General features: G+C 50.6%; 14 protein-coding genes. 12 read left to right on the plus strand and 2 right to left on the minus strand.

All coding sequences use genetic code 11. The annotated features are described in order from the left end of the window. Position 1: 1 nt before the first annotated feature. Positions 2 to 754 (plus strand): YdcF family protein, encoded by a 753-nt coding sequence (locus tag KTH89_RS04865; RefSeq protein ID WP_238720899.1) that lies wholly within the window; start codon positions 2 to 4, stop codon positions 752 to 754. A gap of 63 nt (positions 755 to 817) precedes the next feature. Then, the gene (locus tag KTH89_RS04870; protein WP_158344825.1) at positions 818 to 1276 is read left to right on the plus strand and encodes a C-GCAxxG-C-C family protein; all 459 of its coding nucleotides are present in this window, start codon (positions 818 to 820) and stop codon (positions 1274 to 1276) included. A gap of 65 nt (positions 1277 to 1341) precedes the next feature. Here the strand turns inward: KTH89_RS04870 and KTH89_RS04875 are convergent, their stop codons facing one another. Continuing rightward, entirely contained in the window at positions 1342 to 1827 is a 486-nt protein-coding gene (locus KTH89_RS04875; RefSeq protein ID WP_158344826.1) for a cysteine hydrolase family protein, read from the minus strand. A 116-nt stretch (positions 1828 to 1943) separates the two neighbouring features. On the opposite strand from KTH89_RS04875, the gene KTH89_RS04880 reads away from it, so the two are divergent. From KTH89_RS04880 to rpmF, 5 genes are all read left to right on the plus strand, one after another. After that, the gene (locus KTH89_RS04880; RefSeq protein WP_238720900.1) at positions 1944 to 2876 is read left to right on the plus strand and encodes a helix-turn-helix transcriptional regulator; all 933 of its coding nucleotides are present in this window, start codon (positions 1944 to 1946) and stop codon (positions 2874 to 2876) included. 515 nt (positions 2877 to 3391) lie between these two features. Continuing rightward, entirely contained in the window at positions 3392 to 4384 is a 993-nt protein-coding gene (pta, locus tag KTH89_RS04885; protein WP_158344830.1) for a phosphate acetyltransferase, read from the plus strand. A gap of 96 nt (positions 4385 to 4480) precedes the next feature. Next, positions 4481 to 5677 carry an acetate kinase gene (locus KTH89_RS04890; RefSeq protein WP_158344832.1) on the plus strand — a complete coding sequence of 399 codons (1197 nt, stop codon included), beginning with the start codon at positions 4481 to 4483 and terminating at the stop codon, positions 5675 to 5677. A 68-nt stretch (positions 5678 to 5745) separates the two neighbouring features. After that, positions 5746 to 6267: a YceD family protein gene (locus KTH89_RS04895; RefSeq protein ID WP_238720901.1), complete on the plus strand. Its 522-nt coding sequence runs from the start codon at positions 5746 to 5748 to the stop codon at positions 6265 to 6267. Positions 6268 to 6294: 27 nt separating this feature from the next. Next, a complete protein-coding gene (gene rpmF, locus KTH89_RS04900; RefSeq protein ID WP_158344836.1) occupies positions 6295 to 6474 on the plus strand; it encodes a 50S ribosomal protein L32 in 180 nt (59 codons plus the stop codon). A 107-nt stretch (positions 6475 to 6581) separates the two neighbouring features. Here rpmF and KTH89_RS04905 read toward each other — a convergent pair whose 3' ends face one another. Continuing rightward, positions 6582 to 6911 (minus strand): winged helix-turn-helix transcriptional regulator, encoded by a 330-nt coding sequence (locus tag KTH89_RS04905; protein ID WP_158344838.1) that lies wholly within the window; start codon positions 6909 to 6911, stop codon positions 6582 to 6584. A gap of 233 nt (positions 6912 to 7144) precedes the next feature. On the opposite strand from KTH89_RS04905, the gene plsX reads away from it, so the two are divergent. From plsX to ftsY, 5 genes are all read left to right on the plus strand, one after another. Beyond that, positions 7145 to 8167 (plus strand): phosphate acyltransferase PlsX, encoded by a 1023-nt coding sequence (gene plsX, locus KTH89_RS04910; RefSeq protein WP_238720902.1) that lies wholly within the window; start codon positions 7145 to 7147, stop codon positions 8165 to 8167. Between the two features lie 5 nt (positions 8168 to 8172). Next, positions 8173 to 8403 carry an acyl carrier protein gene (acpP, locus tag KTH89_RS04915; protein WP_158344842.1) on the plus strand — a complete coding sequence of 77 codons (231 nt, stop codon included), beginning with the start codon at positions 8173 to 8175 and terminating at the stop codon, positions 8401 to 8403. Between the two features lie 1040 nt (positions 8404 to 9443). Next, a complete protein-coding gene (gene rnc, locus KTH89_RS04920; RefSeq protein ID WP_158344844.1) occupies positions 9444 to 10136 on the plus strand; it encodes a ribonuclease III in 693 nt (230 codons plus the stop codon). Between the two features lie 7 nt (positions 10137 to 10143). After that, entirely contained in the window at positions 10144 to 13704 is a 3561-nt protein-coding gene (gene smc, locus KTH89_RS04925; protein WP_238720903.1) for a chromosome segregation protein SMC, read from the plus strand. Positions 13705 to 13738: 34 nt separating this feature from the next. Further along, a complete protein-coding gene (gene ftsY / locus KTH89_RS04930; protein ID WP_158344850.1) occupies positions 13739 to 14680 on the plus strand; it encodes a signal recognition particle-docking protein FtsY in 942 nt (313 codons plus the stop codon). Position 14681: the final 1 nt, after the last annotated feature.

Consider the following 14681-nt stretch of genomic DNA (forward strand, 5'->3'; position numbering starts at 1 on the left):
GATGGGACTTTTCTTTCTCCTATCCGGCATAGTGTTCCTTCTATATTATATTACCATAATTATATACGCCGGCCTGCGGGCATCTTTTGCCTGGCTCTGGCTGGCCGGCGGTATTATTTTCATCGGCATATACGCGCTGCTGGAATATAAAAAACACCATGGCCTGTCCATGAAGCTTCCAAACTGGGCGGCCATAAGCCTTATAACCTTCATCGTTGCCGTTCTCCTGATCTTCGGCGTGATTGAAGGTTTTATCATTGGAGGAATGAGCCAGGAGACGACAAATACCGTGGACTATACCGTAGTGCTGGGAGCCCAGGTGAGGGGAAGCGTCCCCAGCAAAGCTCTGCGCCGCCGCCTGGATACCGCCTACGACTACTACCTGGAGCATCCGGACACGATCCTGATCCTCTCCGGAGGACAGGGGACAGGGGAAGACATCTCCGAGGCTCAGGCTATGTACGATTATCTCTGCAAAAAAGGCATTCCGGCGTCCCGTATGGTGCAGGAAAACCGGTCCACCAATACCGCAGAAAACCTGAAATTCAGCATGGCGTACATGGAAGGCGAACATCCATCCGTAGGCATCGTAACCAACAACTTCCATATCTACCGCGCCGTCAGCATCGGCCGGAAACAGGGCCTGACCCGGATCAGCGGTATCCCCGCACCCGGAGACCCGATCCTGCAGATCAACTACATGGTCCGCGAGTGCTTCGGAGTCATCAAAGACAAACTGGCGGGCAACATGTAACCGGTCAGCTATAGAACCAATACAGAAGAAAAGGTGTGTCAAACGCACCCATGGAGGTACAAAATGAAAAGCAGAGTAAACGAAGCCGTCCGCCTGTTTAAGGAAGGCTACAACTGTTCCCAGTCTGTCTTCGCCACCTACGCAGACCTTTTCGGCATAGACCGGGAGACCGCTCTTAAGATATCCTGCGGCTTCGGAGGCGGCTTTGGCCGCATGAGGGAAGTCTGCGGCACCGTCTCCGGCATGACCTTATTAGCCGGCATGGCGAATGGCAATCCCGACAATAAAAACCAGCAGGCCAAGAAAGAAAACTACGACCTGGTCCGTCATATGGCGGAAGAATTCAAAAAACAAAACGGTTCCATCGTCTGTCACGAGCTCCTGGGTCTGACCAAGCCGGAGACCAGCTCCACCCCGGAAGCCCGCACCCCCCAATACTACAAAAAGCGCCCCTGTGCGGATCTGGTCGCCATGGCTGCCCAGATCGTAGAGGACACCCTTTTCAAAGATCAGATCGAATAGTACAATAACCCAGCCGTCCGGTGCCACAGCGCCGGGCGGTTTTTATAAGTCCTTTTATAATCGTTTTATAAGTCATGGAAACGAATGATTTTACTGCCTTTGCTCTCATAATAGCGCAGCATTTCATCAATTTTTCTTTTATCATAACTGGTAATACAATCGGCCAGGACATGAACCCCATAATTTGCTTTGCATAAGTTATAACAGGTTGATTTCACGCAGGCAACTGCATCCGCCCCTGCTATATAAAAATCACATATTTCATTTTTCAAAATAAAATCCGCAAATTCTTCACTGGTTAAAGCGTTTCCTTTATATTTTGTAAATATATTTTTTGACACGATCTTTAAATCTGAAACGAATTCGGCTCCCGGCGTATTGGGCTTAAAAGTTCTCGTACCGGCTGATAAATTCTCATGCCTAATATAAACAACATGAATCCCATGCCCAACAGCCCAATCAACAGCCCTATTGATATTACCGATAACCTCTTTATAATTCTTAGTAATATCATTTTGGATATCTATTACCACCAAAGCTTTTTTCTGCATAACTATTCCTCCTGCCAGTCAGTTTCATTTCATCAATTCATTATAACCCGCAATCATTGACAACTATATGGCAACAATCTTAAAATAAAAAAAGAATTTCGAAAGGCGGTTACCACATGAAAATAGACAGGCTTGTCAGCATTATAATGATACTCCTTGATAAGCAGCGCATTGGCGCACAGGAGTTAGCAGATAAATTTGAAGTATCCCCCCGCACAATCTACCGGGATATAGACGCGATCAGCATGGCGGGCATTCCCGTTCGCGGAACATCGGGAGTAGGCGGCGGCTTTGAAATCATGCCGGAATACAAGCTAGACAAAAAAGTTTTCTCGACTGCCGACCTGACCGCCCTCTTAATAGGTCTTACCAGTATATCCGGCATGATACGAGGAGAAGAACTGATACACGCCCTTTCAAAAGTCCAAAGCTTCATCCCCGCCGACAAAGCCAAAGACATTGAACTAAAAGCAAACCAAATCAGCATAGACATAAGTCCATGGATGGGCAACATAGACATACAGCCCTATCTAGAAATAATAAAAGCCGCTCTACAGGAAAACCGGCTGCTTTCGTTCACCTATATAGCCCATCACGGAATCAAAAGCCAACGGACAGTCGAGCCATATCAGCTTGTATTAAAAAGCAGCCATTGGTATCTGCAAGGATACTGCCACAAAAGAAAGGATTACCGCCTATTCAGACTATCCCGCATATCCGGCCTGCAAATACTGGAAAAAACATTTACGCCACGAGAGTACCAAAAACCAATATTAAACTTCGCCGAAATGGCAGAAACCCTGCAATCAAGAATCAAAATCCGCATTCACAAATCGATCATAGACCGCATACTTGATTTTTGCTCCTATAACGATATTACACCAGAGGATGACGAGCACTACCTAGTCAACTTCCCATTCATAGAAAACGAATACCACTATGATATTCTTCTAAGCTTTGGAGACAAATGCGAGTGTATAGAACCGTTACATATCCGCGCGGAAATGAAGCGCAGAATCCATAATCTAGCAAACCTATACAAAAACTGAAACACAAACTAAAACAAAAGGCCAAACGGGTTTTTAGAAAAATGCGAAACATCTGCATCTATTACCCGGCCGGTAAGACCCAAGGGAAGAGAGAGCAGCGGCAGCGGACCGGCTGGGAGGGGCTAATCCCGCGGGGGCAAATCGCTTGAGGCCGGGTCTTAGAACGGGTTACGCAGATGACGGGAGAACCTCGCAGGGCCCGGAACACTGTCCGAGCCGTCCTTTGGCGAGTTTGTTCCGGGCCCTGCCAATAAGAGGTTCTCCCGCCATCGCAGTTACCCGTTCTTAGGCCCGGCCGAAGCGATATGCCCCCGCGGGATTAGCCCCTCCCAGCCGGTCCGCTGCCGCTGCTCTCTCTTCCCGCCCCCCTACAGCAGCAAAGGTAAAATCCCACAGCGTACTGCGAAAAATACAAGGTTTTGCCTTTACGTTCTATTTTAAAAGGGGTATAATATTGATAACTGTGAGAAAAGGAGCCCTGTAAAGGGTTCAAAGGAAAGGAGCCATATATAATTATGGGATTTATTGACACGATTAAAGAGCGGGCAAAGGCGGACAAAAAGACGATCGTTTTGCCGGAGACAGAGGACCGGCGTACTTACGAAGCTGCTGCTCAGATTTTAAAAGAGGGGATTGCAGACCTGATTCTGGTTGGCAGCGAAAAAGCGGTTGCAGAGATGGGACAAGGCCTGGACCTGACCGGAGCTACGATTGTTGATCCGGCCACGTCGGATAAGACGCCCGCATATATTGACAAGCTGGTTGAACTAAGACAGGCCAAGGGCATGACCAGAGAAGAGGCTGAAAAATTATTATTGAATAATTACTTATATTATGGAGTTATGATGGTTAAAATGGGAGATGCGGACGGAATGGTTTCCGGCGCCTGCCATTCAACCGCAGACACCCTGCGTCCCAGCCTTCAGATCTTAAAGACGAAACCGGGAACCAAACTGGTCAGCGCCTTCTTCCTGATGGTAGTTCCCAACTGCGAATATGGCGCGGACGGTACGTTTATTTTTGCGGACAGCGGCCTGGAGCAAAATCCGGACCCTGAGAAGCTGGCGGCTATCGCTGCTTCCTCCGCAGAATCTTTTGAACTGCTGGTACAAAAAGAGGCTATCGTGGCCATGCTTTCTCATTCCAGCAAGGGAAGCGCGAAACATGCGGATGTGGATAAGGTGGTGGAGGCGACCAGGATCGCCAAAGAAACCCATCCTGAATTGAAACTGGACGGAGAACTTCAGTTAGACGCGGCCATCGTACCCAGTGTTGGGGCTTCCAAGGCGCCCGGCAGCGAGGTGGCGGGAAAAGCAAATGTACTGGTGTTCCCTGATCTGGATGCCGGAAATATCGGATACAAGCTGGTGCAGCGGCTGGCGAAAGCGGAGGCTTACGGCCCGGTAACCCAGGGAATCGCAAAACCGGTCAATGATTTGTCCAGGGGCTGTTCCGCGGAGGATATCGTAGGAGTTGTGGCGATTACGTCCGTACAGGCACAGGTATAATTAAGAACCCGTACAGCACAGAGCAGGCCTCCTTACAAATAGAGGCAGGAGACCAAAATTAAGAAAACAGGATCTGAATTCCAGGAGGAAGATAGAATGAAAATATTAGTAATCAATTGCGGAAGCTCTTCTTTAAAATATCAGTTGATCGATATGGACACCGAGGGCGTAATTGCCAAAGGTCTCTGTGAGAGAATCGGAATCGACGGCAGCCGGATCGTTTATCAGCCGGCGGGCGGCGAGAAGACTGTGACGGAATCCCCGATGCCGACCCATACCCAGGCGATTAAGATGGTAATCGAGGCGCTTACGAACCCTGAGACCGGCGTTGTGAAAAACATGGACGAGATCGGAGCGGTAGGACACCGTCTGGTACATGGCGGCGAGAAGTTCGCCTGCTCCACCATCATTGATGACGAAGTGATCAAAGCGGTGGAAGAGTGCAACGAGCTGGCTCCTTTACACAATCCTGCGAACCTGATCGGTATCGCGGCCTGCCAGGAGATCATGCCCAATACCCCCATGGTCGGCGTATTTGATACCGCTTTCCATCAGACGATGCCGGAGGAAGCTTACCTGTACGGACTTCCCTATGAATATTACAAAAAATATAAAGTAAGAAGATACGGTTTCCACGGAACCTCCCACAGCTATGTGTCCAAACGGGCGGCAGAAGTTCTGGGACAGCCTTATGACAGCTTAAAGACCATCGTTTGCCACCTGGGCAACGGAGCGTCCGTATCCGCAGTAAAGAACGGCAAATCCGTCGATACCTCCATGGGCCTGACCCCTCTTGAAGGCCTGATCATGGGAACCCGTTCCGGAGATATCGACCCGGCTATCATGGAATTTATCATGAAAAAGGAAAACCTGGATATCGATGAGATGATGAACGTATTAAACAAGAAATCCGGTGTGCTGGGCGTATCTGAGATGACCAGTGACTTCCGGGATCTGGAGGATGCATATCTGGCGGGAAATCAGGATGCGATCCGCGCTATGAAGGTATTCGCTTACCGTGTGGCGAAATACATCGGCGCTTATACGGCAGCTATGAACGGAGTAGACGCCATCTGCTTTACCGCAGGACTGGGCGAGAATAACCGCTATGTCCGCAACGATATCTGCGCATATCTGGGATATCTGGGCATCGAGCTGGATCAGGAACAGAACGCGAAGAGAGGCGAGGACCTGGTGATCTCCACTCCCGAATCCAAAGTGAAGGTTATGGTCATCCCCACCAATGAAGAACTTGCCATCGCGCGGGAAACTCTGGCCCTGGTACAGAAATAAGATCGGAAAATTATGTTGACAAACGAAGCAGGGCTATGTATAATTGTTTAGGTGTGTAGGAGATAACCATGTTATTTGACTTGACAGAAGTACTATCCGGTGAAAATAAAGTCATTCAGAGAGAAATCCCGTTAGAGCTGAACGCAATTACGTATCAGCAGGAGGAATTTCCGATTGTTGCGAAGACCCCTGTCTCGCTGACGGTGACCCACGTCGGCAAGAAGGAAGTTCTGATTGAAGCAGAGGCAAAGGTAACGGTTCGTATTCCATGTGACCGTTGTCTGGCGGATGTGGGTAAGGTATTTCATCTGAACATCAGCAGAGGATTTGATCTGCAGGTGGAAGGAGAAACCCGCCGCAGGGAATTGGATGAATGCAGTTTTCTGGATGGATTTCAGTTGGATGTGGATCTCATGATTTTCAACGAGATCATTCTGAACTGGCCGATGAAGGTTCTGTGCAGGGAGGATTGCAGGGGAATCTGCCGCAAATGCGGAAAGAATTTAAACGAAGGCGCCTGTGATTGCGACATGACGGAGTTGGATCCCAGGATGGCCAAAATACTTGATATTTTCAATAATTCACGATAGAATCGCGATGATGAGGAGGTGTAACCTATGTCAATCTGTCCGAAGAATAAATCTTCCAAAGCTAGAAGAGATAAAAGAAGAGCTAACTGGAAAATGAGCGCTCCCAATCTGGTAAAATGCAGCAGATGTGGAGAACTGATGATGCCTCACAGAGTATGCAAAAGCTGTGGTTCTTACAACAAGAAAGAGATCATTGCTCAGGATTAATTAAAAAAACTGGAAAAATCAAGCGTTCAATGAAAATTGAATACTTGATTTTTCTATTTTTATAACCATTTATTTCATATTAAGCGTTTTCTTATCTACAGTTCCGCCTAACTTTCCAGCGTTTCTTTATAATGCATTCCCCAGGCCACCATGGAATCCAGAATCGGTTTTAAGCTAAGCCCGGTTTCCGTCAGGGAGTATTCCACCCTGGGCGGTACCTCCGCAAAAACCTTTCGATTCACAAGCCCCGCCTTTTCCATAGCCCGCAGATGACTGGTCAGAACTTTCTGGGAGATCCCTGTTACAGAGCGCATCAGCTCATTGAACCGTTTCGTACCCTCCATCAGGTCGCGGATAATCAGAACCTTCCACTTATCACCGATCAATTGCAGTGTCATTTCCACCGGACACTGGGGCATCTTTTTTTCATTCTCCATCGTAATCCTCCTTAGTATAAGAACGAATGTATCGGCCAATATAGTTGTTAGAAAAAATTATATACTTACGGGAAGAATTTTGCAATAGTACCCGACGGCAACTATTCAAATCCATCTTCGATCCATCTCCCTCAGAGCGAAAGCCGGAGTATCCTTAGGATTGGCAAATTACATATTGATTTATAGAAACAGATATAGTATATTTTACAATAGATATGCAAGGAGGAAGACAAATGCAGGAATTCATCAAGGTGGCAGTAGATGCCATGGGTGGTGACAATGCGCCGGACGAGATCGTCAAAGGCGCTGTGGATGCTGTCAATACCAGGAAAGATATACAGGTGTTACTGGTAGGGCAGGAAGAGGTAGTGAATGGCCAGCTTGCACAATATACGTATGAGAAAGAGCAGGTAGTGGTCGTTCCTGCGTCAGAGGTCATCGATACGGCGGAACCGCCGGTTATGGCCATTCGTAAGAAAAAGGATTCCTCTATCGTCGTTGGCATGAATCTGGTGAAAAAGGGGGAGGCGGATGCCTTTGTATCGGCAGGCAGTTCCGGCGCCGTTTTGGTGGGCGGACAGCTGCTTGTGGGTAGAATCAAAGGAGTGGAACGCCCGCCTCTGGCGCCGTTGATCCCCACAGAGAACGGGGTATCCCTGTTAGTCGACTGCGGTGCCAATGTGGACGCCAGAGCGTCCCATCTGGTGCAGTTTGCCAAAATGGGCTCGGTATACATGGAACATGTGATGGGCATTCAGAACCCCCGGGTTGCGATCGTCAACATTGGCGCGGAAGAGGAAAAAGGAAATGCGCTGGTAAAAGAGACATTTCCGTTGCTGAAAGAATGCGATGATATTAACTTTATCGGAAGCATCGAGGCAAGAGAAATTCCCCACGGAGGCGCGGACGTCATCGTCTGCGAGGCTTTTGTCGGGAATGTGATACTGAAGCTCTACGAAGGGGTGGGAGCCACGCTGATCAGCAAGATCAAAGGCGCCATGCTGTCCTCATTAAGAGGCAAGATCGGTGCTCTCCTGGTGAAGCCTTCCCTAAAAAAGGTATTGAAATCTTTTGACGCTTCAGAATACGGCGGCGCGCCGCTGCTTGGATTAAACGGCCTGGTTGTCAAGACACACGGCAGCTCCAAGGCAAAAGAAGTAACGAATTCTATCATCCAGTGTGTCGTATTTAAAGAACAGAAAATCAACGAAAAAATCAAAGAAAAAATCGTGTTGAGGGAAAATAAGGAGGAGTAACAACAATGGAATTTGAAAAATTACAGCATATTATCGCGGAAGTATTAAATGTGGATACAGATGAGATCACACTAGATACCACATTCGTAGATGATTTGGGTGCAGATTCCCTGGATGTTTTCCAGATCATCATGGGTATCGAAGAGGAATTCGACATCGAAATCGCCAGCGAGGATGCGGAAAAGATCGTTACAGTTGGCGATGCGGTCGAGCAGATTAAGAACGCGCTGAATTAGATTCTTACTTAGGGCCGGGGCGGGCTGAGGCAATGGCGGGCCCTGGATGAAGGGGGCGCAAGGGCACGGGAGCGGATTCGCCGGAATACGGCTCAGGCAGTGCCACGGCGCTTCTTCGCCGGTTTCGGGTATGCCCGCTGCTTGCGGCAGGGTTTTGGACAGCGGGCGGTATCCGGGCATGCTCCCGGCGGCCGGGTTCTTTTGTGTCTTGCCGGGAGCGCGGAGGGCTTGCGCTGGTCTCCGCTAAGTGGAATCGAAAAGACGGGTTCAGGAACCGAGCCTATTCACCGGGAACACATGATGTGTTCCCGGTTCAGAGGCTCTTGCCCGTCGGACGTGAAGTCCGCCGTGCATCCTGAACCCGTCTTTCCAATTTCACTAAGCGGAGACACAGCCGCCCTATGCACTCCCGGCAAGACACAAAAGAACCCGGCCGCCGGGAGCATACCCGGATACCGCCCGCTGTCCAAAACCCTGCCGCAAGCAGCGGGCATACCCAAAACCGGCGAAGAACCACCCCGTGGCACAGCCTGAGCCGTATTCCGTCAAATCCGCTCCCGTGCCCTTGCGCCCCTTTCATCCAGGGCCCGCCATTGCCCCAGCCCGCCCCTACTCTGGTAATGCCTGATCCACGTGTAAAAGGTAAATGGCATTCCAACCACAGCCAGAACCAACAATTACAGCCGGAACATGTAAATCAGCTTGTGATAAAGCAGGGCTGAGAGGGGGCGGACGGCCTTGGGGGCGCGGACGGGAAACCTGCCGGGGACGAATCGCTTGAGGCCGGGCCTTAGAGCGGGTTGCGCAGATGGAGGGAGAACCTCGCAAGGCCCGGAACACTGTCCGAGCCGCTTTTTGGCGAGTTTGTTCCCGGCCCTGCCAATAAGAGGTTCTCCCTCCATCGGAGCTAGCCGTTCTTAGGTCCGGCCGAAGCGATTCGTCCCCGGCAGGTTTCCCGTCCGCGCCCCCAAGGCCGTCCGCCCCCTCTCAGCCCGGCCCCCATATTCACATATAATCAAAACGCTAAAAAGGAGGTAACTATGAATCAGGAAGATTTTAAGGAATTGGAAGATAGGATCGGTTATTGTTTTCAGGATGCTGCGCTGCTGCGGCAGGCTATGACCCATAGCTCGTATTCTAATGAGCACCGCTTAAACCGTTTGACGAATAATGAACGGCTGGAGTTTTTGGGTGACGCGGTTTTGGAGATTATTACCAGTGAATTTTTGTATCGGAAGTATGATACGCTGCCGGAAGGGGATCTGACGAAGATGCGCGCCAGTATCGTCTGTGAGCAGACGCTGGCTTTTTGCACCAGGGAGATCGAGCTGGGGAAGTATCTGCTGTTGGGCAAAGGGGAAGATATGACCGGCGGACGGGAGAGAAGCTCCATCGTTTCCGACGCTATGGAAGCGCTGATCGGGGCGATATATCTGGATGGTGGTTTTGCTAATGCGAAAGAGTTTATCCATCGTTTTATTTTGACGGATATCGAACATAAACAGCTCTTTTTTGATAGCAAGACTATCCTGCAGGAGATTGTACAGAGCAATTATACCCAGAGTCTCTCCTATGATCTGGTCGCGGAAGAGGGGCCGGATCATAATAAGAAGTTTGTAGTGCGGGCAAAGATCGGCGATGAGGTGATCAGCGAGGGATCGGGCCGCACGAAAAAAGCCGCCGAACAGGAAGCAGCTTATCTGGCAATCGTAAAACTAAAGGGAAATAAGTAGGTGACTTATGTATTTAAAGAGTATTGAAGTACAGGGGTTTAAGTCCTTTGTCCATAAAACCGTGTTTGAATTCCACAACGGCATCACCGGTATCGTGGGGCCTAACGGAAGCGGTAAGAGCAACGTGGCCGACGCGGTCCGCTGGGTTCTGGGTGAACAGCGGGCGAAGCAGCTGCGGGGCTCCAATATGCAGGATGTTATTTTTGCAGGGACTGAGAACCGTAAGCCGCTGGGGTTCGCCTCCGTGGCGATTACACTGGACAACGCCGATCATCAGCTGCCCATCGAGTATGAGGAAGTGACGGTTACCAGACGGGTGTACCGTTCGGGGGAGAGCGAATACCTGATTAACGGTTCCGGCTGCCGCCTGAAAGACGTCTATGAGCTGTTCTATGATACCGGTATCGGAAAAGAGGGGTACTCGATCATCGGGCAGGGCCAGATCGACCGGATTTTGAGCGGAAAGCCGGAGGAGAGGCGGGAGCTGTTCGATGAGGCCGCGGGGATCGTCAAATTCAAAAGGAGAAAGGCTACGGCCCAGAAGAAGCTGGAGGATGAGAAACAGAATCTGGTCCGCGTAAACGACATTCTGTCTGAGCTTGAGAAGCAGCTGGGGCCGTTGGAGAAACAGTCCGAGACCGCCAGGGCCTATCTGAAGAAAAAAGAAGAGTTAAAAATATACGATGTGAATATGTTCCTGATGGAATCTGAGCGGATCCGGGGGGAGCTTTCAAAAATAGAAGAGAATCTGAAGAACGCCCAGACGAATCTGGAACAGTCCAGAAGCCGGTATGAGGGCAGCAAACAGGAGTATGAGAGGATCGAAACCAAGATCGAGCAGATCGCCGGTGAGGTCGAGACCTTAAAAGAACAGGCCGGAACGGCCCATCTGGAAAAACAGCAGATGGAGGGGCAGATCGGCGTTTTGAAAGAGCAGATCAACACGGACCGGATGAATGACGAGCATCTGCAAAACCGGATAGGAGCCATAGAGAAGGAGATCGGGGAGCGGGAAGCCTCCCGGTCTGAATTCGCCGGGGACAAGAGCCGGATGGACGAGCAGCTGCAGGAGGCCGGACGGGTGCGCACGGAAGCGGAGGCGGCTCTTTTGGAAGTCCAGGAGCAGATCGCCCGGCTGACGGCATTGATCGAAGCGGGCAAAAGCGAAGTAATTGAGCTTTTGAATCAGCGGGCCTCCACGAAGGGGAAACTGCAGCGGTATGATACCATGACGGAGCAGATTCAGATCCGAAGAGCTGAGTTAAACCAGAGATTACTGCGCAACCGGAGCCATAACACGGAGCAGGACAGTCTGATACATAGTTACCAGGAGGAGCTTAATCAGGTCACCGGTGTGATCGAACAGTTAAACGCAAGGCGCCAGGAAGCGGAAGAACAGATCGAACAGCTCCAGGAGCAGTTGACCAGGCAGAACGAGCGGCAGGTTGTTGGGCAGAGCGCCTATCACCGGGAAATGTCCAGGCTGGAAGCGTTACGCAACCTTACGGAGCGCTATGACGGGTACGGCAACAGTATCCGCCGTGTCATGGAGCAAAAAGACAAGGAAAAGGGAATCCGCGGCGTTGTGGCTGATCTGATCAAAGTGGAGAAAACCTATGAGACGGCCATCGAGACCGCGTTGGGCGGCAGCATCCAAAACATCGTAACCGATGATGAAGAGACCGCTAAGCGGATGATCGAATACCTGAAACAGAATAAATACGGAAGGGCCACCTTCCTGCCGCTGACCAGCATAAAGCGGCGGGAGCAGTTCCAGAACGAGAGAGCGCTGCAGGAGCCGGGGGTAATCGGACTGGCCAGCGATCTGGTCCATACGCAGGACAGATACCGGGAACTGGCGGGATACCTGCTGGGCCGTACCATTGTCACGGACCATATCGACCATGCGATCGCGCTGGCCAGAAAATACCACTATTCCCTGCGGATCGTCACCGTGGAAGGAGAGTCCTTAAGCCCGGGAGGCTCCATGACCGGAGGCGCTTTTAAAAACAGCAGTAATCTGTTGGGAAGACGCCGGGAGATCGAGGAGCTGGAGGCCAACGTCAAGCTGTTAAAAGCGGATCTGGAGAATGCAGGCCGGGAGATCGAAGAGGCAAAAAAGATCCGGACCTCTTTGTATGCGCAGATCGATGAGATCAAAGGGCAGATCCAGGAACAGTATATCCTGCGCAATACGGCGGGACTGAATAAGAGCCAGGCGGAGACCAGAAAGGAAGAACTCCAGAATAAATACCTGTCTCTCAAATCCGAGGGTGAGCAGATCGAAGTACAATTGCAGGAAATCCAGAAAAATAAATTGGAAATCCAGAAAGAGATCGCGGAATCCGAAGCCAGGGAAAAAGAGCTGGAGGCCCAGACTCTGGCCGGCCAGGCCCGTCTGGAGGCATTCCGTGAGCAGGAGGCAGAGCGCAGCAGGAAAGCGGAAGCGGTTCGCCTGGAGTACGTAAGTTTAAAGCAGAAGGATGAATTTATCACCCAGAATATGAGCCGTATCGACGCGGAAATGAAAAAACTGCTGGGTGAGAAAACCGAGCTCTCACAAAGTGTGGGCGAGACAGCGGACGGAATCCGGGAAAAGGAAGAGCAGATCCGGCAGTTGCAGCAGAAGATCATACAGACGGAAGGCTCCTTTAACGAATACGATAAGAAAATCGAAGAGCTGACCCGGGAAAAAGAACAGCAGAATGAGCAGCACAAAGCATTGTTTGTGAAGCGGGAGGAACTAAGTGAGCAGATCAGCCTGTTAGATAAGGAAACATACAGACTTGGCAGCCAGAAAGAGAAGCTGGAGGATTTATCCCTTCAGCAATCGGACTACATGTGGCAGGAATACGAGCTGACCTACGGCATGGCGGCGCCCATGCGCGATGAGGAGCTTAAGTCGGCCGCGGAGATTAAGCGGGGTATTAACCGGTTAAAGGAAGAGATCCGTAAGCTTGGGGATGTCAATGTAAACGCCATCGAAGATTTTAAAAATCTGTCGGAGCGCTATGAGTTCCTGAAAACCCAGCACGATGATCTGGTGAAAGCGGAGGAATCCCTGATGGGGATCATCGCCGAGCTGGACGAGGGAATGCGCAGGCAGTTTACGGAGAAATTTGAACAGATCCGGCTGGAATTCGACAAAGCTTTTAAGGAACTGTTCGGAGGCGGCAAGGCGTCGCTGGCGCTGACGGAGGATGAGGATATTCTGGAGGCCGGAATACGCATTATCGCGCAGCCGCCCGGGAAAAAGCTTCAGAGCATGGTTCTGCTCTCCGGAGGGGAAAAGGCGTTAACTGCCATCGCCCTTTTGTTCGCGATCCAGAATCTGAAACCTTCGCCGTTCTGTCTGCTGGATGAGATCGAGGCTGCGCTGGATGATTCCAACGTCGGCAGGTTTGCCCATTATCTGCACAAGTTGACAAAGAACACGCAATTTATTATTATTACACATAGGCGTGGTACTATGGCGGCCGCCGACCGGCTGTACGGGATCACGATGCAGGAAAAGGGAGTATCCACTCTGGTTTCCGTAGATTTGATCGAAGGAAACCTGGACAAATAGAAGAAGTACCGGCGGTTACAGGAGGGAGAATGATATGGCAGAAGAAAAAAAAGGATTTTTTAAGCGTCTGGTAAATGGACTTTCCAAGACCAGAGATAATATTGTAGCGGGAATTGATAATATTTTCAGTGGATTTTCGGCGATTGACGAGGACTTCTATGAGGAAATAGAGGAGATTCTCGTAATGGGGGATCTGGGGATCAACGCGACCACCTCCATCATTGAAAACCTGAAGGAGAAGGTGAAGGAACTTAAGATCAAGGAGCCGGCCGAGTGCAAACAGCTGCTGATCAACAGTATTAAAGAGCAGATGGACGTGGGGGACACCGCCTACGAGTTTGAAAACCGCAGATCCGTGGTGCTGGTCATCGGAGTCAACGGCGTGGGGAAAACCACCTCTGTCGGTAAACTGGCCGGCAAATTAAAGGATCAGGGGAAGAAAGTCGTACTGGCGGCGGCGGACACCTTCCGGGCCGCGGCGGGAGAGCAGTTAAAAGAGTGGGCTTTCCGGGCCGGAGTGGATATCGTAAGCGCCGGGGAAGGGGCGGACCCCGCAGCGGTTGTGTATGACGCCATCGCTGCGGCCAAGGCCCGTAACGCGGACGTGCTGCTGTGTGATACGGCGGGCCGCCTGCACAATAAGAAGAATCTCATGGAAGAGCTGCGCAAGATCGACCGGATCATAGACAAGGAATTCCCGGACGCCTACCGGGAGACATTGGTCGTGCTGGATGGTACCACAGGGCAAAACGCTCTCTCCCAGGCACGTCAGTTTAAGGACGTGGCAAATATTACCGGTATTATTCTGACGAAATTGGACGGAACGGCGAAAGGCGGAATCGCGGTGGCGATCCAGTCTGAGCTGGGAATACCGGTGAAATACATCGGCGTTGGAGAGAGCATCGACGATTTACAGAAATTTAACCCGGATGAATTTGTAAACGCGTTATTCCATGTGGAAACGCAGGAAGGATAAG

The sequence above is a fragment of the Diplocloster agilis genome (assembly GCF_019042275.1).
Taxonomy (GTDB): Bacteria; Bacillota; Clostridia; order Lachnospirales; family Lachnospiraceae; genus Diplocloster; species Diplocloster agilis.